Origin of the sequence: Burkholderia sp. WP9 (assembly GCF_900104795.1) — a bacterium.
In the GTDB taxonomy this organism is placed as follows: Bacteria; Pseudomonadota; Gammaproteobacteria; order Burkholderiales; family Burkholderiaceae; genus Paraburkholderia.
This window is the reverse complement of the sequence record NZ_FNTG01000001.1, coordinates 963,736-984,162: the sequence shown is the minus strand read 5'-3', so window position 1 is coordinate 984,162 and position 20,427 is coordinate 963,736. Positions and strand designations below refer to the sequence as shown.

Here is a 20,427-nt window from a genome sequence, read left to right as displayed (position 1 = left end):
GACTGAGCGAGTGACGGGATGGCGAGATAAACGAACTAAAAAAAGCGAACTAAACCGAACGCGCGACAAAAGTCAGAAATCATTTAGGTTCGGCCGGAAATCCCCCCGGCAGAACCGACAGCGTATTCGACATCTTGAGGCGGACCCAGTCCATGCCTTCGCGCAAACCCGCCAGAACCGCTTCGCGCTCGGTAGGAAAAACACTGCTGTGTCTGAACTCGTGTTTGAAGATGCCCTCTGGGGTGTGGTGGCTGAGTTGGATCGAGCAATCGAAGCCGCCCGCTGTGCGATGTGTGGTTGCGGCGACCGACCAGTCGCCGTCACCCACACTACCCGAGATCGTCATGTGTCGCTCCTTGATAATGTGCGCCGCCCATGGATTGCCGTCCATGCTGCACCGTTCATGCGCCCGCGCACGGCTCACGCCACCTGCGCGGCGCCCGTCCCGTCCGCAGCCGGGCGGCGCATGGCGCCTGTCTATCCCACGGTCAGATTGTCGATAACCGCATGGACACCCGGCGCCGACCACGCCGCACCTCGCACGGCGGAGCGCTCCGCCATCGAATCGACCGAGCCCGTCAGCGTGACGGTTCCGTCATCCACCTTCACGGCAATGTGCTTCGCCTCGCGCTCCGCGTGACGTTGCAGCGCCTTGCCGATCTGTTCGCCGATATCGAGCGCGGCCACGTTGCCGCCGATCCGCACGAGGTTCGACACCCCTGTCACGCCGCGCATGTGCGACACGGTACGCATCGCGACATGGCTCTGATACGCCCAGTCGACCTCGCCGCTCAACGTCACCCAACCTTTCTCGACCTGCACCTTGACCGACTCTTCGCTCAAACCGACCGTCCAGCGCAAGATGGAACGAACGGCGTTGGCGATTTCTTCGTCGGTGCGCACGTCGGAATGCGGCAGGCGAACGTTCAGTTCCACTACGACAGCCTTCACGCCGGCCACACGTTGCGCGGCCTTTTCCGCCGCGAGCTTCTCCGCATAGCTCACTGGATGCCCGGACAACGTCACGACCCGGTCATGCACTTCAACGCCGATGTCCGTGACGGTCACCGCAGGATCCCAAGCCAGTTCGTCTTCGACCTGCTGCTTCAATTCCATGTCCGACTTCATTGCGTGCTCCTTGTTGGCATACGGCTAAAAGCCCGCGCGGCCCACGAAACCGCGGCGCTCCGCGCGGCCCCGGATCAATTGATCTGCAGGCGCTTGCGTTCGGAAGCCGCCTTCTTCGGCAGCGTGAGCGAGAGCACGCCGTCCTTGTACTCCGCTGCCGCCGCGCTCTCGTCGACTTCGCTCGCCAATGAAAAGGCGCGGCTGACAGCGCCTGCATAGCGTTCCCGGCGAATCACCCGTTCGCCCTCTTTCATTTCCTGATTCCGTTCGACTTTCGCGCTGATCGAAACAAGGTTGCCGTCGATTTTTACGTCGATGTCCTTTTTCTCGACGCCCGGCAGTTCGGCCTTCACGGTGTACGCGTTATCGCTTTCCGTCACGTCGACCTTGATATCGGCAAGCGGCGCTTCGCCGCCCGCGCCGCGCAGCGGCCGGAACAAACCTTGAAAGAGTTCGGACATGGGTTCGAGGGGAAACGGATCAAATCGGCTCAAGTTGCTCATCGTACTGCTCCTGATTTAGTCAATCACATCATGGATTTGCATTCGCGTCGCACGCCTCATACCGCCTCTTTCACGCTCGATCTTCAGGACGGGAGCGGTGCACTGCAGCGCGCTTCGATGCACGGCGTTCACCGTCGCGACGAGCAGGCTGTACCGGTAACTCTATGCTCGCCTTCGACTCGTGAATTGACGTGCGTCAAGCGGCCCACATCGCAGTCCGAGACCTCGAAAAGCATGACGTCGGTCAACCCCGCACGATGGGCCGCATCTATTCTGAAGAAACCATGATCGTGCGACGGAGAGTTCCATGCCTGCTGACTTTTCACCGGCACATCAGCGTCCGGTTCACCTACGGCAGCGCGAGCGGCTCGCGCAACGAGGCTGGCGTGCGCTCGACCGCGCCATGCAGAGGTCGTCTACCTACGGCCATCCGGCGGGACGCATTCGCCGTATCGAGACACATATCTCGGTCGTGTACCTGGCCGGGCGTTACGCATACAAAGTGAAGAAGCGCGTCGATCCGGGCTTCGTGGACTTCACGCAGGCGCAAGCGCGCGAACGCTCGTGCGCCGACGAGTTCAGACTGAACCGGCGGCTCGCACGCGAACTCTATTGCGGCGTCGTATCGATTACGCGCCGCGGACGCGCGTATCGCATCGCAGGGACAGGCAACACCGCCGAGCACGCTGTGCGGATGCGGCGCTTCGACGAACACGACGTGTTCAAGGCGTTGCAGGCGCGCGGCGAGCTCGGCTTTGCCGAAATAGACGCCTTGGCCGTGCAACTCGCCACGTTCCACCGGCAGTCACCACGCACGCCGACTCGCGAGGTCTTCGGGTCGGCGCCGTTTGTTCAGCAGCAGATGCGCACCGTGCTGGAGGCGCTCGACAGTGAGACCGGGGCGCGCTTGCCTGCGCGCCTCTCCGCCTGGTGCGAGAGCGAAGGCAAACGTCTTGCCGGGCACTTCGACGCGCGCCGTAGAGGCGGCTTTGTGCGCGAGTGTCATGGAGACCTGCACCTCGACAACATCGTGCGCCGCGGCAAGCGCGTACTCATGTTCGATTGCATCGAGTTTGACGACGCCTTGCGCTGGATCGACGTCGCCAGCGACCTGAGCTTTCCCTTGATGGATCTGCAGGCATACGGACGGCAGGATCTGGCAGCGCGGCTGTTGAACGGCTGGCTGCAACGTACCGGCGATTTCGCGGCGTTGCCTGCGCTGCGTTACTACATGGTCTATCGCGCGCTGGTGCGTGCCCTCGTCGCCTTGTTGAAAACACGAAATCAACCGCACGATGAGCACTTCGCGCGAGCCGCTGCCTACCTGAATCTGGCAGAGCGCCTGAGCGCGCCACAGCGGCACTACTTGCTGCTATGCCACGGCTATTGCGGATCGGGCAAATCGGTGGCGAGCGAAGCGTTAGTGAGCCTGCTCGGCGCCGTGCGACTGTCGAGCGACATCGAGCGCAAACGCGGTCGTCCGTTCACTCCCTTCGATCCCCGGCCTCTGCCAGCGGACGCGTACACACCGCACTCGATCGATCAGCATTACGACCTGCTGCAAGGGCTGGCGCAACAGGTGCTGTTGGCGGGCTACCCTGCGCTGGTCGACGCGACGTTTCTCAAGCGAGCGCATCGTGCCCGCTTCGTCGCGCTCGCGCGCTCGCTCGGCGTGCCCGTTTTCCTGCTCGATTTTCATGCGCGAGCGCGTCAACTCGAACAACGTGTGCAGGCGCGCGCCGCCGCTTCGAACACTGCGTCGGATGCCGGCCCGGTCGTGCTGATTCGCCAGATGGCCAACGAGGAACCGCTATCCGCCGAAGAAATGCAGCGAACGGTGAGCTTCGATACGGAGGTCCCGCTCGCTGATTTCGGCCGTCTGGATTACTGGCGAAAACTGCTGCGGCGGCTGTGCGAACCCGAAGCGGCCGCGCCGACGGAAGCGGCGCACGGCTAGCGCGGATGCACACACCCACCAAAAAGGTAAACCTTCAACGTTTCAGCGCATGTGCATGCCGCCGTGGATGGACGCAACGCCTTTAGCCGACAGGATGCCCTCGCTCCTGCGGCTGGCCCACCGGCGGTCGGCGCCGCGGCCGAACTCGCCGATTAGCGTTCATGGAGGACATCGCCGCCGAGTGCTCGCCCGCGAGGCATGCCCGCCGCGCTTTCCACGCGCTGTAGCCACTCCTGCCAAGGCTGCATGACGGGATTCATCGCGGCCTGCGTGGGCCATTGGTCAGTCGAAACCGCCTGCCAGGTCGCAAACGCTTCACGCATGCCTTCGAAGGATCCGGTTTGCAGCCGCACCGCCGCGCCGAGGCCTTGCTGCCAGAGATTGGTGGTGGTCGCCATGTAGTCGCGCAACACCGTTTGCCACGATACGGCGAGCGCGCTCCAGTCCTTTGCTGCCGAAGCGGCATTGCCAATTGCGCGCGCCGCCTCCAGATCACGCCGTATACGCTGCATCTCGAACTCGCATGCCTGCTGCCGGGCCTGGTGGCCGAAGCTCAGCGCCTGCAGCGCGAACGAGAGGTTGGCGCGGAACAGCTCGAAGGGCGTGACGGATTTGCCGGTCATAATGGACCTCCTGACGTGATGAAGCGGTCCGCCTGCGCGCTGTGGGACGCAGCGACGAGCACGCGCACGGCAGTAGTCAGTCCAATGTAGGCGTGCCCCCTGGAAGCCGGTTGACATGCATCAATCATCGAATGGCTTGCTGCGCGCGTAGATGGCACGCGCAGTTGCGCCGGCTATCGTCGGCGGAAAGGAATTATTCGGCGTAACCTCGGTGGATCTCGCTATCATTGCAGTGGACCGGTCGTTCGCCATTGACCAACTTTTCGGAGATGCCGGTGGTGTTCAACTGGAAAGATGCAAACCGTAAATCCGCCTCAGCCAACGACTCCGACGTACCGGTGGAGGACCGCTATCATCTGCTGATTGACGCGGTGCAGGATTACGCGATCTTCATGCTCGATCAGGACGGCCGCGTGGCGAGCTGGAACGGCGGCGCGCACAAGATCAAGGGGTATGCGCCCGACGAAATCATCGGCCGCCATTTTTCTGTCTTCTATACACCCGAAGACGTCGCCGCCGCGAAGCCGGAACGCGAACTGGCGCTCGCTATCGCGCAGGGCCGGGTGGCGGATCAGGGCTGGCGCGTTCGGCGCGACGGCTCGCGGTTCTGGGCGGACGTGACGATCACGGCAGTTTATGATGCGGCCGGTGCATTGCTCGGTTTCGCCAAGGTTACGCGCGACATGACCGAACGCATGCGCCTCGCCGAACTCGAGCATGCGAGCGAACTGGCCGCGCAGATCCAGCACACGCGCGAAGACGAGCAAAGACGAATTGCCCGCGAGCTGCATGACGACCTCGGCCAGCAGCTCACGGCGCTCAAGATGGGCGTCGTCGCGCTGGAACGGCGCATGGGCGAGAACTCGAGTGATCCGGAAGGACTCACCGCCGCGAGCGAACTGCAACGTCAGATCGACGCTATGGTGGCGTCTCTACGGCGTATCGCCGCCGACTTGCGCCCGCCATTGCTGGACGACCTCGGCCTCGTCGCGGCGCTGGAATGGCTGACGGACGATTTCACGCAACGCTTCAACGTGGTTGCCACGCTTCACAATACCGTGGACGATACGGGCTTCACGCCCTCCGCGTCTTCCGCGCTTTTTCGCATCGTGCAGGAAGCGCTGACGAATGTGGCCCGGCATGCGCAGGCTAGCCGGGTGGTGGTCGAAATATCGAGCGACGCAAACACCTGCTCGCTTCATATCGAGGACAACGGCCGCGGTGCGCTGCTCGAAGACACCGGCAGGCGCGGCTCGTTCGGTCTCCTCGGCATGGGCGAACGCGTACGCCAACTGCATGGCCACCTGGCGATCGACACCGCGCGAGGCCACGGCTTCCGAATCACCGCGAGGATTCCGCTGAGCGCGATTCGCCCGGATGAGACGCAGCCGGGCTGACCGGCTCGCTTGCAACCGCGGCAACGCGTGTTTCGCCGCCTGCGGACTGCACATCCTTTCTCAGCTCGGCAATCTCGTCGCGCAATGCCTTGATATCGCGATGCATTTCGCGCCGCAGAATCCGCTCTTCCTGTTCGACGAAAATCGCGGCAATGCTGGCAAAAACCAGCGACAACAGACCGTAGCCGAGCAACACCACGAAGGCCGCGAGAACACGTGACGCGGGCGTGGTCGGCGCCATGTCGCCATAGCCGACTGTCGCACTGCTTTCGAATGCGAGCCACACGCCTTCAGCGTACGTATGCACGCCCGGTTCGAGCCAGTAAAACCCCGCACCCGCGGACGCGAGCAGCAACACGGCTGTCACCAGCAGCAATCCCAGGCGCCCAGGCGAGAAAAACCCTCGTAACGACAACACGATGCGCGCCGCCACCAGCCCCACGAAAACGATGCGCAACACCCATTCGGCAGACGACCACGTCGACACGCCCCACGCCACGCTGATCGCCGAGCTGGCCGCGATCAGGACATCGTAACCGTTGCGCATGAGGAAACGCTTGGGCTTGCGGCTCAAACAGGCCATTCGCGCCAGCACCACCACGTATCCGGCGGACATGCAGGCGTAGAGCGCACGGCCGGCCAGATGAAACGGGGAGGCGGCGGCCAGTTCGAAATAGAATGCGGGAATGGCAAGCAGGCTCAAAGCGAATAGCGCCCACTGCATCCAGCGCCATGCCCGCACAGCTCGCGGGTCGTCGTGAGGGTCGACGCCGGCGAGACCGGCAATGTACCAACTCTCCTTCATATCGCCACCGTCGTCATGACGCCGCGCCGACGAACGCGCGGAAATCCGTTTCGACCGAGCGGATCTGTTTAGCACACGTTCCGTACAACCATCCGGGGTTGCCGTCCGCGCGGTACATACCCCGGCACATGCCTTTGACCTCGATGGTCGACACGCCGCTGGCGTTGCTTGTCCGCATTGCCCACACATAGACGGCGCCGAACATGTGCGGCTCTGCCGTTTCGATCGTCGTGTCGTCCGCGCGCCGGATCGGCGTCACTGAGCGTTGTGCGACGTACAGTCTCGTGCGGCTCCATATCCGGTCGCATTCGGCAGAAGAAGAACAGTCCACGTGCGCCTGATCGCGCGCCGTTTCCAACGCGATCTCGGTGTCGCGGTGCGCGGCGACGCTCGCTTCGGTGCTGCAGCCAGCAAGGATGATTATCGGCAGCGCAAAAGCTGCCAGCCGCCCGTATTTCATATCAGCCTGCCCATTGTTACGTTCAACCGCGCAATGCGCCGTTGCACACCACTGGCCTGTTTTTAGAAAGTTACCCATTTACAAAAGTATGGGCAGGACGCCCCAAGGCATTTGACCTGGATCATCGTCCAGCGTGGGAGCAGCATCGCGCTACGCCGCGTTTTCCCTAACATCCATCGTGCCCGGCCGTGTAGGGAAAGGCTGACATTGACGCAGGAACACCTACCCTAGTCTCAGCGACACCTGATTTATCCCGCCTGTTCGATGACCAATACTGAATTCATCCGAAGCACCAATCGATACGTTCACGCGGCAGGAAACGCAGTCTTGTCATACCTGCCCTGTCATCAGGAGACCATCATGCCGACCACCGCTTTGCACGCCCACACGATGTCGCCTGACGGCACGCTGCGCGAAGCACTCGACGCCACCGACGATATCAACCGGATTCTCACGCTGGCCCGCGAGGCGGGCATGCTGGTCACGCTCGACGGCCAGATCGGCGGCGAAAAATACCAGAGCATTGCCGGCTCGCTCAACGCCTTCCGGCGCTTCGCTCGAGCGCTTTGCAACGGCTCCACGCAAACCGCGGCGCGTTGAACGCGCGTTGAACTCGCGTTGAGCATCCCTCACGGCCATGTGCGGCCATTTCTGACAGAAGGTGCGACATGAAGCTGACCTTTCTTGGTGCGGCGGAAACCGTCACCGGCTCGAAGTATCTACTGGAAGGCGCTGGCCTGCGGATTCTGATCGACTGCGGCCTGTTTCAGGGCACGAAGAATCAGCGTCTGCGCAACTGGAATCCCTTGCCAATCGACGTCGCAAAACTGGACGCCGTTATCCTGACCCACGCGCATCTGGATCACAGCGGCTACCTGCCGGTGCTTAGGCGCATGGGCTATCGCGGGCCGGTCTATTGCACTCGCGGCACCCGTGACCTGTGCCAGGTGATGCTGCGCGACAGCGCCAGACTGCAGGAAGAAGAAGCCGCCTACGCCAACCGCCACGGTTTGTCGAAACATCATCCGGCGCTGCCGCTGTATACGCTGGAAGATGCCGAGAATGCGCTTGAGCTGCTCAAGCCGCGCGAGTTCGACGTGCCGAAACAATTGAACGACCATGCGTGTTTCCGCCTGCTGCCGGCCGGGCACATTCTCGGCGCCGCGAGTGTGGTGCTGTGCGTCGAGGGCAAGGTCATCGCCTTCTCCGGCGACCTCGGCCGCCCAGACGACCCGATCATGCGCGCGCCCATGCCGCTCGCCCGTGCCGACTACCTGATCGTCGAATCCACTTACGGCGACCGCCTGCACGACAGGACCGATCCCGCCACCGAACTGGCGGAAGTCTTCGCGAGCACTTTCCGGCGCGGCGGTGTCGTCGTGATTCCCTGTTTCGCGGTGGGGCGCGCGCAATCGATCCTTCATTACATCGTGCAACTGAAAGCCACCGGCCGCATGGCGAACGTGCCGGTATTTCTCGACAGTCCGATGGCGACGAGCGTCACGCAGCTGTACCGGCATCACGTCGGCGAACACCGGCTGAGTTCGACAGAAGCCAACGCAATCAGCAACGCCGCGCACATGGTGCACACCGTCGAGGAATCCAAAGCAATTCTGGGTCTGAATGGTCCACGAGTCATCATCGCGGGCAGCGGCATGGCGACGGGCGGCCGGGTCGTGCATCATCTGAAAGCCTTCGCCCCCGATCCTCGCAACACGATCGCGCTGGTCGGCTACCAGGCGGCCGGCACGCGCGGCGCGGCGCTTGCCGCCGGCGCGCCGACGATCAAGATTCACGGCGACTACGTGCGTGTGCGCGCTTCGGTGGTGAGCCTGTCGTCGTTGTCGGCCCATGCCGATTACGCCGAGACACTGTCATGGCTGCGCTCGATTCCGCAGCCGCCGCAGCGGACCTTCGTCACGCACGGCGAACCCGCCGCCGCCGATGCGATGCGCCGTCACATCGAGGAAACCTTTCACTGGCGCTGCGAGGTGCCGCTCTACCTCGAGAGCGTCGAATTGCCCGGATCGGCGGGAACGGTGGGCGTCGATCCGTGTGCCGCCATCGCGAATGCAGCGCCGGACCACAGCGTGCCGACGCCGACTGACGCAAGCGACCGGCCCAACGAATAGAAGGCGCCGCTCTCCGTTCAATTCCAACTGATCCAGATCAATCCGCGCGCGGCGCGCACCTGACACAGTGACAGAATGGAATCGTGCAGGAGACCATGACATGAGCGCACTGCCGCAGACGGGCGCCTGGGCCGTCGACGAACATCAGCTTGACCCCACCGCCAGCGTCGAAGCGAAACTGCGATTTGCGCTGCGCTATGCGGTGCTGGCGCCGTCCAACCACAACACGCAACCGTGGCACTTCATTCTGGATGGCGACAGCGTGACCGTGTGCGCGGATCGTTTGCGCGCACTGCCCGTGGTCGATCCCTTCGATCGCGAACTGATCATGAGTTGCGGCGCGGCGCTGTTCAATCTGCGCGTGGCGCTGAGTTACTTCGGGCTCGCCTACGCCATCACGCTGTTTCCATCGCGCGCCGATCCCGACGTGCTGGCGCATTTGCGAATCGTTCACGACGGTCATTGCGACGCCAGTCTTGCGCCGCTCTTCCAGGCGATTGCCCGCCGCGTCACGACCCGCGAAATTTTTGCGGATGAGCCGCTGCCTTCGCTGATCCAGCAACAACTCGCGGATGCCGCCGAGGCGGAAGGCGCGGATGTGGTCTGCATCTCCAGCGCGCCGCTGCGCGAGAGTCTTGCCGAGCTGGTCGCCGAGGCCGATCGGGTCCAGTTCAAGGACCCGCGTTTTCGCCGCGAACTGGCTAGCTGGATTCATCCGCGGCGCCGTGAAGACGGCATGCCCGCGCTGTCCGCCGGGATGACCGTGCTGCTCGATCTGGCCGCGCCGTTGCTCACGTCGGTAATCCGGACCTTCGACCTCGGCGGCGGACTCGCCGCGGCCCATCATGCGCTGGCCGCGGGGTCTCCGTTGCTCATCTGCATATCGACATCGACGGACGACGCCTCCGCGTGGCTGGCAGCCGGCCAGGCACTCGAGCGACTGCTGCTGGTCGCCGCGAATGCCGGGATCACGGCGTCGTATCTGAACCAGCCGATCGAACTGACCCTTCTGCGTGAGCGGCTGGGCGCCACGCTGGCCATGGACGCCGTTCCGCAACTGCTGCTGCGCGTCGGCCGCGGCAAGCCGGCGCCTCATTCGCCGCGCCGTCCGCTTGCCGAAGTTGTGTCCTGAGGACCGACGCGTGCCCAACGCCTGTTCGATGAGGCTGCGATGAAACATTTCTTCAGACTCGGCACCGCCACGCGCGATCCCGCTCGCGCGCGCCCGGTCGTTGGCCACCCGGTCTCGCATATCACGCTGCCACCGCCCGTGCGCAGCGGCGGCCGACCGATCATGGACACCTTCTCGGAGCGGCGCACCACGCGCCGCTTCGCGACGACCGAACTCGACGAAGCAACGCTTGGCCAGTTGCTCTGGGCCGCCAACGGCGTCAACCGCAGCGGGGCCGATGACAGTGGCGGACGCACGGCGCCATCGGTCCTCGCCCTTCACGAAATCGACATCTATGCGGCGCTGGCCGGCGGCATGTACCGCTACGACCCGTTGGAACACTGCCTCGAACTGGTGAGCGCTGCCGATTTGCGCGCACTGACGGGCTACCAGGACTTCGTCGGCGAAGCGCCACTCGAACTGGTCTACGTGGCTGACCTCGCACGCATGCACGACATCGCCCCGTCGCAACGTGAGCCGTTCGCGTATGCAAGCGCCGGCACGATCGTGCAGAACGTCTACCTGTTTTGCGCCGCCGCGGGGCTCGCGGTTGCCGCGCGAAGCTGGCTCAACCGCAGCGCATTGGGCGCCGAAATGCGTCTCTCGCGTGAGAGCTTGCCCGTGCTGGCACAAACCGTCGGCCACTTCGATCTTAGCGATCCGGCTTCCTGAACGATCCTGCTTAGATGCGGCGCCTGTGCGCGGCATCCGCTGCCCCGCGTTTGCGCATTTGACGCCCGCGGCTCGTGTCGCGCGCGGAAAATCCCACGACGACCTTGGCGGCGCGGCGCGTTCCAGTTGATGTGCATCAATGGCGCCAGCCGCCGCGCCTTCATAGTGGCTCCATACGCACGCTGATCTGACGCCGGCCCGTCCACGCTGCAATGCGAGTTCGGATGCCGACGCCGCATGGCCGACAAGAGCCATCCCGCATCGGTAAAGCACTAACGTGCTTTATCCCTTCATGACTCATGTGAGGAGACTATGTCTACCATCGATACCGCCCCGTCCGACTCCACCGCATTGCAAATACCCCTTACCCGGGATGCCAGCATCGACGGCATGGAAGCCTATCGCGCCCTCGTTGCCGAAGCGAGCCAGGATCACGAAGCTTTCTGGGCGCGTCTTGCCCGGGAACACCTGGACTGGCGCCGCCCATTCACGAAAGTGCTGAACGATACCGACGCGCCGTTCTATCGCTGGTTCGAAGACGGCGAACTGAACGCTTCGTACAACTGCCTCGATCGCAATCTGATCAACGGACTGGCGGAGAAGACCGCGATCGTGTTCGAATCGGACGACGGCAAGATCACTCATGTCACCTATCAGGCCCTGTATCACCGCGTATGCCGTCTCGCCAATGCGCTGCGAGCGCGTGGCGTGAAAAAAGGCGACCGCGTGGCGATCTATATGCCGATGTCGGTGGAAGGCGTGGTCGCGATGCTCGCCTGCGCGCGCATCGGCGCACCGCACTCGGTGGTGTTTGGCGGCTTCTCCGCCAAGTCGCTGCATGAACGCATCGTCGACATCGGCGCGTGCGCCATCATTACCGCCGACGAGCAGGTTCGCGCCGGCAAGACGCTGCCCCTCAAAACGATCGTCGACGAAGCGCTCGCGATGGGCGGCACCGCCGGCATCAAGACGGTGGCGATCTATCGGCGCACGGGCGGCCAGATTCCGTGGATCGCCGAGCGCGACAAATGGCTTCACGAACTCGAAGCGGCCCAGCCGGACACCTGCGAGCCCGAGTGGGTCGGCGCGGAACATCCGCTGTTCGTGCTCTATACCTCCGGTTCGACGGGCACGCCCAAGGGCGTCCAGCACAGCACCGGCGGTTATCTGCTGTGGGCTGCCGTGACGATGAAGTGGACCTTCGACATCAAGCCGGCGGATGTGTTCTGGTGTACGGCTGACATCGGCTGGATCACCGGTCACACCTATATCTGCTATGGCCCGACCGCGGTCGGCGCGACGCAGGTGATCTTCGAAGGCGTGCCCACCTACCCGAACGCGGGACGGTTCTGGGAGATGATCCAGCGCCACAAGGTCAGCATCTTCTATACGGCGCCGACGGCTATCCGCTCACTCATCAAGTCCGCCGAGGCGAATCATGCGGTGCATCCGGACAGCTTCGACCTGAGCAGTCTGCGTCTGCTCGGCACGGTCGGCGAGCCGATCAACCCGAGCGCCTGGACGTGGTACGCGCGGCACGTGGGCGGTGGCCGTTGTCCTGTGCTCGACACCTTCTGGCAGACGGAAACGGGCGGACACATGATCTCCCCGCTGCCGGGCGTGACGCCGCTGGTGCCGGGTTCATGCACCTTGCCGATGCCCGGTATCGACGCGGCAATCGTCGATGAAACCGGCCAGGACGTGCCAAATGGAAACGGCGGCGTGCTCGTCATCCGCAAACCGTGGCCTTCCATGATCCGGACCATCTGGGGCAATCCGGAGCGCTTTCGCAACGGCTATTTTCCCGACGAACTCGGCGGCAAGCTCTATCTCGCGGGCGATGGCGCAATCCGCGACCGCGAGACCGGCTACTTCACCATCACTGGCCGTATCGACGACGTGCTGAACGTGTCCGGGCACCGGCTCGGGACGATGGAAATCGAGTCGGCGCTGGCCGCGCATCCGTTGGTGGCTGAAGCCGCGGTGGTCGGGCGCCCCGATGAAACAGCCGGCGAGGCGATCGTCGCGTTCGTGGTGCTGAAGGCCGAGCGCCCGTCCGGAGCTGACGCGAAGCGCGTGGCCGACGAATTGCGCGCGTGGATCGGCAAGGAGATCGGCCCGATCGCCAAGCCCAAGGACATCCGCTTCGGCGACGCAATGCCGAAGACGCGCTCCGGCAAGGTGGTACGCCGGCTGTTGCGTTCGGTGGCCAAAGGAGAAGTCATCGCGCAGGACACGTCGACGGTGGAAAACCCCGCGGTGATTTCGCAGTTCGCCGACGCCACCTGACCTGCCGCCTGACCGATGAGCGACTAGCCCTCGCTCATCTCTTCCGAAGCAATCCCAATCCCCGCAGCAATCCCATGCCGCGCGTGCACCGTGAGTGCACGCGCGCAACCCTCATTTTGAGCGTTCCTGTAAGGGACCCGTGGTTCAGGAAAAGCTGCGCAACGCGCAACCTGGGCCTTCTTCGCACGGTGCCTGCTGCCACAGCGTTGCGGTTGCGCCACCCCGAACTGAGCGGCGCTGCGGCAGATCGAATCGACTTCCTCGCCAGCATCCTGGCTCCCGGCTGTACCGACCCGACACCGCCGCTACGACATTTCGATGATGACCTTCAACGCATGGGAATCCGCCGCGGAGCCGAAAGTCTCGTAGGCGTTCAACACGTCTTCGAGATGGAAGCGGTGGGTGATCAGCCTGGCAGGATCGAGCTTGCCGGAACCTACTGTCTTCAGCAACATCGGCGTACTGACGGTATCGACAAGGCGTGTGGTAATGGAGATGTTGCGGTCCCAGAGCGTTTCCAGATGCAGATCCGCCTTGACCCCATGCACGCCGATATTGGCGATCACGCCGCCAGGGGCGACCAGCGCCTCGCACAACTCGAAAGTTTCAGGCACGCCCACCGCCTCGATCGCGCAATCCACGCCGACATGGCCGGTCAGTTTCATCACCTCGGCTATGGGTTCGGCCATTCCGCTGTCGATGCACGCTGTCGCCCCGAAACGGCTCGCCACCTCCAGGCGGCTTGCATCGCGATCGATCATGATGATCTGGGCCGGCGAATAGAACTGCGCGGTCAGCAGCGACGCCAGTCCGATCGGGCCCGCGCCGACAATCGCCACGGTGCTGCCCGGCTGGACCTTGCCATTGAGGACGCCGCATTCGAAACCGGTCGGCAGGATGTCGGAGAGCATCACGAGCGCTTCTTCGTCGGCACCGGCGGGAATCGGATAAAGACTCGTCTCCGCATGCGGAATGCGCACGTACTCTGCCTGTGTGCCGTCGATGCGGTTGCCGAGAATCCAGCCCCCGGTCGTGCAATGCGAATACATACCGCGCCGGCAATACTCGCACTTGCCGCACGAGGAGATGCAAGAGATCAGCACGTGATCGCCCTCTTTCAACGAACTCACCGCGGCGCCGACCTGCTGCACGATGCCCACCCCTTCGTGACCGAGAATGCGGCCGGGTTGGCACGTCGGAACGTCGCCCTTCAGGATGTGGAGATCGGTGCCGCAGATCGTCGTGCGCGTCACCTTGACAATGGCGTCGGTGGCGCAGGCGAGTTGCGGCATGGGCCGCTCGTCGAGCGATTTCTTTCCAGGACCGTGATACACCAATGCTTTCATGATTTTCCTCGTTGATCAGTCAGGGCCGCCGCGAGATGAGCATCACGCCGGTGTGTCATGCTCCGTGTCCACCTCTTCGCGAACCAGCAGCACCGGACACGTCGCAAAGCGCGCGAACCGCTCGGCCACGCTCCCGAGCACCATGCGCCGCAAACCGCGGCGCCCGTGCGTGCCCATCACGACCAGGTCCGCGCCACGGCGTTCCGCACAGCGCAGCAACGCGCTGGCAATGTCCTCGGCGATGCCTTGCGTCTCGACGATTTCCGTATCGCCCGCGACATCGAGTTCGCGCATCTGGTCGAGCGCGCTGGTCAGGAAGCTTTGCCCAACTTGCCGCGCCGCGTCTGTCAGCAGATGCGGATCGCAGGCGCCCGCGTACGTGAAAGCCGCCGACTGATCCAGCACGAAAACCGCCGTCAATTTGCCGCGCGCGAGCCTGGCGAGCTGGATCGCTTCGGACAGCGCCCGCTTTGAGGCTTCACTGCCGTCGAGCGCCACTACGATGTTGGTGTACATGACTCACTCCTGAAGAAGACGCTGAAACATCCGTTGCCAATCAGTGGCGCGCGGCACCCTGTTCGAGAAGCCGTTCGGCCGCATCGAAGGCCTCCCGTATCGCGCCATCGGGATCGTGACCCTGGCGATGCTCGAGCGGCACCAGTTCACCCGTGCGCAGCACCAGATCGAGACGTGCGTCGAACAGGGTGTGGTTCGGCGCCGCGCCTGGCGCCGTCCCTGGCTCGGCGCCTCGCGCGCCGGGCATGTCGTAGAGCGACCGCTCGTGAATGGCCTCGATCGCCAGATGGCAACCGGAAATGAATCTGCCGAACCGCTCGAGCCGCACCAGTTGCGCCGCTGCCTCGGATTCGATTTGCGCGGATCCCGCAAATCCGAAGTAGACGATCTGCATATCAATTCCCATACTGCCTCCGCGCGTGCTGTCCCGCCGGTCGACCGTTGCTGCAGCGAAGCCACATAGGCAACGAGCCGATTAAGAGATCATCGGCACTATTGGCGCCTTGCGATTGACCTGCATCAACGGCGGGGCAGTGCCACGCAGCGTGCGTGAGCGCGTGTTCGAACGCGGCCGCGTTGGCGAGACGCGGCGACCCGGAGACGGGCGGCGTGTGCTATTTTCTGGAGCCCAACGCGGTACAACCGGTGTATGAACTTTCCCATGCATGACGCCAAAACAGAGACGTCCTTCGACCTGTCGTCACACAGCTCGCCGTGGACGCTGTTCTGCATTTTCCTGAGGCTCGGCCTGACTTCGTTCGGCGGGCCGGCGGCTCATCTTGGCTATTTCCGCGATGAATTCGTCAGCCGCCGCCGCTGGCTCGATGAACACACGTTCAGCGACGTGGTCGCGCTGTGCCAGTTTTTGCCGGGCCCGGGCAGCAGCCAGGTCGGCATCGCAATCGGCCGTCTGCGTGGCGGCATTGCCGGCGCGCTCGCGGCCTGGCTCGGCTTCACGCTGCCGTCGGTGCTCCTGCTCGTGGTCTTCGCATACGGCTTCACGCTGCTGTCGGATGCGACCTCGCTTCATCTGCTGCGAGGGCTGAAAATCGCGGCGGTCGCGGTGGTCGTCCAGGCTGTCTGGTCGATGGGACGCATGCTCTGTCCCGACCGCCTACGCGCGACAATCGCGGCGGCTTCCGCGATCACGGTGATCCTGCTCGGCGCGGGCTTCGGGCAGATCGCGTCGATCGTTGCCGCGGGGGTGGCCGGCGCGGCGCTGCTGACTTCTTCGACCGAGGTGCCGAGCGCGCCACCCGGCATGCCCGGGTCCAGAACCGGCGCGCTCGCCTGCCTCGCGGCCTTCGCACTGCTACTGTTCGGCCTGCCTGCGGCAGCGGCCTATCTGCACAGTTATCCGCTCGATCTGTTCGCGGCGTTCTACCGGGTGGGATCGCTGGTATTCGGCGGTGGCCATGTGGTGTTGCCACTGCTGGAAGCGGTCGTCGTGCCGCGCGGCTGGGTTCCCGCGAACACCTTCATGGCAGGCTACGGCGCGGCGCAAGCGGTTCCCGGCCCGCTCTTTTCGTTTGCCGCGTTTCTCGGCGCCACCAGCAGCGGTCATCCGGCAGGCCTCGCGGGCGCACTGATCGCTACGGTGGCGATCTTCCTGCCTTCGTTCCTGCTGGTCGGCGCGGCCTTGCCGCTTTGGGGCAGGTTGCGCGCGTTCGCGTCGATGCGCCGCGCCATGGCCGGCATCAACGCCGCCGTAGTCGGCATCCTGCTCGCCGCGCTGTACGACCCCGTGTGGACCAGCGCCGTGCACACCGGCCGCGACTTCGCGCTGGTCGTCGCCGCGCTCGTGCTGCTCGGGTGGTGGCGAGTGCCGTCGTGGGCGGTCGTGCTGATAACGGTCGTGCTCGCGTGGTGGTTCGTGTAAGGAGGCCGATAGCGGGCCGCTAGCGCTCGCTTGCCTAACAGGCGCGCGGATCACTCGCGCCGCCCTGCCCGGCCCCGTCGCACCGCGTTGATCCAACTCAACGAGATTCCCCCGCCGCGCGAGTATGGTTTAGCAATACGTCCACGGCCATCATCCCTCGGGGGATCATCACATGAAAAATTCCGATTACCTGGCCACGCAAGCGGCCGCGGATCCGGCCCGCGACAAAGCAAACGCAGCGGGCCATTTCTATCTCGTCGGCGGCGGCATCGCGTCACTCGCGGCCGCCGCCTTTCTGATTCGCGACGCCGATATGCCCGGCTCCCGCATCACGATCCTCGAGGCGCTCGACAAGCCCGGCGGCAGCCTCGACGGCGCCGGCTCGCCACAGGAAGGCTATGTCGTGCGCGGCGGCAGGATGCTCGAGAGCAAGTATCTATGCACCTACGATCTGTTCGACTCGATTCCCACGCTAGACGGCCACAGTAGCGTCACGAAGGAAATCTTCGACTGGAACGAAACGATCCGCACCTCGTCGAAAGCACGCTTCGTGCGCGACGGCCAGCGCGAGGACGCGCCCTCTTACGGTCTCGCCGAAACGCATCTGCTGACGCTCGGCCGCCTCTCGATCGAACCGGAAGCCATGCTCGGCGACAGCCGGATTTCCGATCACTTCGAGCCGGACTTTTTCGAAACCAACTTCTGGTACATGTGGTGCACGACGTTCGCCTTCCAGCCCTGGCACAGCGCCGCCGAATTCCGGCGCTATCTGCTGCGTTTCGCGCATATGACGTCGGGCTTCAACCAGTTGCAAGGCATCATGCGCACGGTCTACAACCAGTACGATTCGATGGTGCGGCCGCTGCGCAAATGGCTCGACGAACGCGGAGTGAGATTTCGAACCAACACGCGTGTTGTCGATCTGCATTATGACGAAAGCGGCGAACTGAACCGGGTGGCAGGCATTGTCTGCGAACAGGACGACCGGCGTATCGAGATCCCCGTCGCCGTACAGGACAAGGTCATCGTCACGCTCGGTTCAATGACGGCAGGTTCGAGCCTCGGCGGCACGGACCGGGCCGCCGTGCTCAACCATGACGACAGCAGCGGCGCGTGGGCGCTGTGGAAAACCATCGCCGCGGGGCGTGCCGAGTTCGGCCATCCGTCGGTCTTCGCCGATCACATCGACGAGTCGACCTGGCTTTCCTTCACCGCGACGCTGCACGACCGCACGCTGTTCCGCCTGATCCGCGATCTGAGCGGCAACGTGCCGGGCGAAGGCGGCCTGATTACCTTTCCGCACTCAAACTGGCTCGCCTCGATCGTGCTGCCTCATCAGCCGCATTTCATGGGTCAGCCCAAGGGCGTCGAGGTGTTCTGGGGTTATGGACTATTCGTTGACCGGCCGGGCAATTTCGTCAACAAGCCGATGGCCGAGTGCACGGGCCGCGAAATCATGACGGAGCTGCTCGGTCATCTGCACATTCAGGCGGAAGCGCCGCGCATTCTCGACGACGCCGTCTGCATTCCATGTCTGATGCCGTTCATTACCAGCCAGTTCCTGCGACGCAGGCGCGGCGATCGCCCGCAGGTGGTGCCCGAGGGCTGGGCGAACCTCGCGTTCATCGGACAGTTTTGCGAGTTGCCGAACGATGTCGTGTTCACGGTCGAATACTCGGTACGTTCCGCGCAAACGGCTGTGTATACGCTGCTCGGCCTGAACCGATCCGCGCCGGCAGTGTACAAAGGCCAGCACGATCCGCGTGTGGTGTATGGCGCGGTTTCCGCATTGCACAGCCACTGAAAACGGCAAAGCCTGTCGCGAAGCGTTCGATGACGGGCGCTTTCGCGCTTTCACCGCGAGTCGTAGGCGGCTCGGGGGCTTCTTGCCCTCACACCGGTCGCGGCGAAGGTGCCGCGCGCGGCAGCGCTGATGATGGTGCTGCCGACCTGAACGGCGCGTCGCTCAGCTAGTCCATGCAAGCGCGTCATAGTTGGCGAGATGGCGTTTCAGCACGCTCACGAACAGCACCAATGAAGCGGCCACCGCGCCGCGCTGCACTTCGGCTGCGCGCACCTTGCATTGCGCGACGGGCGCCTTGCCGGCCAGCGCGCGCATTTCGTCAAAGGCAGCCTGACTGCCGAGGCCGCCCAGGCTGCAAAAAAACGCGACATGTCTGAACTTCCACCGGTTTTCGAGCAGATATGCGCGAACCGGTGCGGAGACGGCGCCACCCCAAACGGGCGTGCCCACCACCACGAGATCGTATTGCCCGGTGTCCCGCCCGGCCGGGACGATCTCGGCGGGCCGCTTGAGCCACGAGTCGATCAGGCAGCGCATATAGCCCAAGCCGCCGCGCCGATCGGTGCAATCGCAGATCTCTTCGAGATCGGCAGACAGCATCTTTGCCAGCGTGAACGCGAGCGTGCGCGTGGTGCCGGTCCGCGAAAAGAAGACGACTAGAACACGGGCTTCAGACATGACTCGCTCCTTCTGGGGAAAACGCACGAGCGCGCATGACGCCATGCATGTCCGGAGCATAGGTGGGAGCAGGCGCGGCTTCATGACGCAAGTCAAAAAACGTTTTCACGCGGCGCGCTGGAAGCACCATTGATCTGCGTCAATGAGACCGGCGCCGCCGTTCTTAGACTCAAGCTCACTGATTCGCGCGTCAAGCCTGCGCGTCACCCCTCTCTCGCGGAGCGAATGTCATGAGCTACAAAACCATCGTTGTTCATCTGGACACCAGCCAGCACGCCCATCCGCGGCTCGAGATCGCGCTGCGTCTGGCCAATCAGTTCGGCGCGCATCTGACCGGTGCATTCGCCGTGTTCTCGCCGGACCCGCGCTCGCTCTATGTGATGGCCGGAACCGCGGAGTATTACCGAACGCATCAGGAAATGCGCGCGGAGCGCAGCGCGGCGCTCGAACGGCTGTTCCACGCCGAACTCCGGCGCGCCGGCGTCTCGGGGGAATGGGTCGCCATCGACGAGCCCGCCAGTGTCGCGATCCCGCGCGTGGGCCGCTGCGCCGACCTCATCGTGGCCGGTCAGGACAATCCGGCGGATCCGGAGTCGTATGTCGGCGACTTCTTTCCGGAAAACCTCGTTCTGTCGAGCGGCCGTCCAGTATTGCTCGTGCCCTACGCCACCAATGAACGGTCGACGGGCGGCCGCGTATTAGTCGCGTGGGACGGCAGCCGCGAAGCCACGCGCGCCGTGCACGACGCACTGCCGTTCATGCAGTCGGCGAGCAGCACCACGATTCTCACGATCAATGGCGAGCACAACGGCGAAGGAGCCCGCATTCCCGGGGCGGATATCGCCGCCGTGATCGCGCGGCATGGCGTGCGGGTCGAGGTCGCCGACATCGAAACGGGACCGGGCGGGCTAGTTGGCGAGGTACTGCTCTCGCAGGTCGCCGACAGCGGCGCCGATCTGCTGGTGATGGGCGCTTATGGCCACGCCCGCTGGCGCGAACTGGTAATGGGCGGCGCTACGCGCACGATTCTGCGCTCGATGACCGTGCCGGTACTGATGTCGCACTGA

General features: G+C 64.0%; 20 protein-coding genes. 10 read left to right on the top strand and 10 right to left on the bottom strand.

What is annotated here, in order from left to right; all coding sequences use genetic code 11:
- Positions 1–79: 79 nt before the first annotated feature.
- The 3 genes from BLW71_RS04410 to BLW71_RS04400 all read right to left on the bottom strand — a co-directional run bounded on the left by BLW71_RS04410 (position 80) and on the right by BLW71_RS04400 (position 1,631).
- A complete protein-coding gene (locus BLW71_RS04410; protein WP_286161930.1) occupies positions 80–391 on the bottom strand; it encodes a UDP-glucose 4-epimerase in 312 nt (103 codons plus the stop codon).
- A gap of 86 nt (positions 392–477) precedes the next feature.
- Positions 478–1,128: a BON domain-containing protein gene (locus BLW71_RS04405; RefSeq protein WP_091793486.1), complete on the bottom strand. Its 651-nt coding sequence runs from the start codon at positions 1,126–1,128 to the stop codon at positions 478–480.
- A 74-nt stretch (positions 1,129–1,202) separates the two neighbouring features.
- Positions 1,203–1,631 carry an Hsp20/alpha crystallin family protein gene (locus tag BLW71_RS04400; protein WP_091793483.1) on the bottom strand — a complete coding sequence of 143 codons (429 nt, stop codon included), beginning with the start codon at positions 1,629–1,631 and terminating at the stop codon, positions 1,203–1,205.
- A 307-nt stretch (positions 1,632–1,938) separates the two neighbouring features.
- Between BLW71_RS04400 and BLW71_RS04395 the strand changes: the two genes are divergently transcribed.
- On the top strand, positions 1,939–3,588 hold the full coding sequence (locus BLW71_RS04395) for a bifunctional aminoglycoside phosphotransferase/ATP-binding protein (protein ID WP_091793481.1): 1,650 nt from the start codon (positions 1,939–1,941) through the stop codon (positions 3,586–3,588).
- A 152-nt stretch (positions 3,589–3,740) separates the two neighbouring features.
- On the opposite strand, the gene BLW71_RS04390 is transcribed toward BLW71_RS04395, so the two are convergent.
- Positions 3,741–4,211: a hypothetical protein gene (locus BLW71_RS04390; RefSeq protein ID WP_091793479.1), complete on the bottom strand. Its 471-nt coding sequence runs from the start codon at positions 4,209–4,211 to the stop codon at positions 3,741–3,743.
- Positions 4,212–4,480: 269 nt separating this feature from the next.
- Between BLW71_RS04390 and BLW71_RS04385 the strand changes: the two genes are divergently transcribed.
- Positions 4,481–5,608, top strand: a complete 1,128-nt coding sequence (locus BLW71_RS04385) for a PAS domain-containing sensor histidine kinase (protein ID WP_091800403.1) — start codon at positions 4,481–4,483, stop codon at positions 5,606–5,608.
- Here the strand turns inward: BLW71_RS04385 and BLW71_RS04380 are convergent.
- Together BLW71_RS04380 and BLW71_RS04375 are read right to left on the bottom strand one after the other, a co-directional pair.
- Positions 5,553–6,413, bottom strand: coding sequence for a potassium channel family protein (locus BLW71_RS04380; protein ID WP_091793477.1), 861 nt, complete (start codon positions 6,411–6,413; stop codon positions 5,553–5,555). The genes BLW71_RS04385 and BLW71_RS04380 overlap by 56 nt on opposite strands.
- Positions 6,414–6,426: 13 nt before the next feature.
- On the bottom strand, positions 6,427–6,873 hold the full coding sequence (locus tag BLW71_RS04375; RefSeq protein WP_091793474.1) for a hypothetical protein: 447 nt from the start codon (positions 6,871–6,873) through the stop codon (positions 6,427–6,429).
- Between the two features lie 360 nt (positions 6,874–7,233).
- Here BLW71_RS04375 and BLW71_RS04370 point away from each other — a divergent pair, with 360 nt between their 5' ends.
- The 5 genes from BLW71_RS04370 (at position 7,234) to acs (ending at position 13,137) form a co-directional block, all read left to right on the top strand.
- Positions 7,234–7,473: a type 2 periplasmic-binding domain-containing protein gene (locus BLW71_RS04370; RefSeq protein WP_091793472.1), complete on the top strand. Its 240-nt coding sequence runs from the start codon at positions 7,234–7,236 to the stop codon at positions 7,471–7,473.
- A gap of 68 nt (positions 7,474–7,541) precedes the next feature.
- Positions 7,542–9,005, top strand: coding sequence for an MBL fold metallo-hydrolase RNA specificity domain-containing protein (locus tag BLW71_RS04365; RefSeq protein WP_091793470.1), 1,464 nt, complete (start codon positions 7,542–7,544; stop codon positions 9,003–9,005).
- Between the two features lie 100 nt (positions 9,006–9,105).
- Positions 9,106–10,137, top strand: coding sequence for an Acg family FMN-binding oxidoreductase (locus BLW71_RS04360; RefSeq protein ID WP_091793468.1), 1,032 nt, complete (start codon positions 9,106–9,108; stop codon positions 10,135–10,137).
- A 39-nt stretch (positions 10,138–10,176) separates the two neighbouring features.
- The gene (locus BLW71_RS04355; RefSeq protein ID WP_091793466.1) at positions 10,177–10,848 is read left to right on the top strand and encodes a nitroreductase family protein; all 672 of its coding nucleotides are present in this window, start codon (positions 10,177–10,179) and stop codon (positions 10,846–10,848) included.
- Between the two features lie 312 nt (positions 10,849–11,160).
- Positions 11,161–13,137, top strand: a complete 1,977-nt coding sequence (gene acs / locus BLW71_RS04350) for an acetate--CoA ligase (protein WP_091793464.1) — start codon at positions 11,161–11,163, stop codon at positions 13,135–13,137.
- 305 nt (positions 13,138–13,442) lie between these two features.
- On the opposite strand, the gene BLW71_RS04345 is transcribed toward acs, so the two are convergent.
- Genes BLW71_RS04345 through BLW71_RS04335 form a run of 3 tightly spaced genes read right to left on the bottom strand, consistent with a single transcriptional unit; the run spans position 13,443 to position 15,405 of the window.
- Positions 13,443–14,483: a zinc-dependent alcohol dehydrogenase family protein gene (locus BLW71_RS04345; protein ID WP_091793462.1), complete on the bottom strand. Its 1,041-nt coding sequence runs from the start codon at positions 14,481–14,483 to the stop codon at positions 13,443–13,445.
- A 42-nt stretch (positions 14,484–14,525) separates the two neighbouring features.
- Positions 14,526–14,999, bottom strand: coding sequence for a universal stress protein (locus BLW71_RS04340; RefSeq protein ID WP_091793460.1), 474 nt, complete (start codon positions 14,997–14,999; stop codon positions 14,526–14,528).
- A 40-nt stretch (positions 15,000–15,039) separates the two neighbouring features.
- On the bottom strand, positions 15,040–15,405 hold the full coding sequence (locus BLW71_RS04335) for a hypothetical protein (protein WP_091793458.1): 366 nt from the start codon (positions 15,403–15,405) through the stop codon (positions 15,040–15,042).
- A gap of 255 nt (positions 15,406–15,660) precedes the next feature.
- On the opposite strand from BLW71_RS04335, the gene chrA reads away from it, so the two are divergent.
- Together chrA and BLW71_RS04325 are read left to right on the top strand one after the other, a co-directional pair.
- Positions 15,661–16,878 carry a chromate efflux transporter gene (gene chrA, locus BLW71_RS04330; RefSeq protein ID WP_091800400.1) on the top strand — a complete coding sequence of 406 codons (1,218 nt, stop codon included), beginning with the start codon at positions 15,661–15,663 and terminating at the stop codon, positions 16,876–16,878.
- A 172-nt stretch (positions 16,879–17,050) separates the two neighbouring features.
- Positions 17,051–18,682, top strand: a complete 1,632-nt coding sequence (locus BLW71_RS04325; protein WP_091793456.1) for an oleate hydratase — start codon at positions 17,051–17,053, stop codon at positions 18,680–18,682.
- A 162-nt stretch (positions 18,683–18,844) separates the two neighbouring features.
- Here the strand turns inward: BLW71_RS04325 and BLW71_RS04320 are convergent, their stop codons facing one another.
- Positions 18,845–19,360 carry a flavodoxin family protein gene (locus BLW71_RS04320; RefSeq protein ID WP_091793454.1) on the bottom strand — a complete coding sequence of 172 codons (516 nt, stop codon included), beginning with the start codon at positions 19,358–19,360 and terminating at the stop codon, positions 18,845–18,847.
- 230 nt (positions 19,361–19,590) lie between these two features.
- On the opposite strand from BLW71_RS04320, the gene BLW71_RS04315 reads away from it, so the two are divergent.
- On the top strand, positions 19,591–20,427 hold the full coding sequence (locus tag BLW71_RS04315) for a universal stress protein (protein WP_091793448.1): 837 nt from the start codon (positions 19,591–19,593) through the stop codon (positions 20,425–20,427).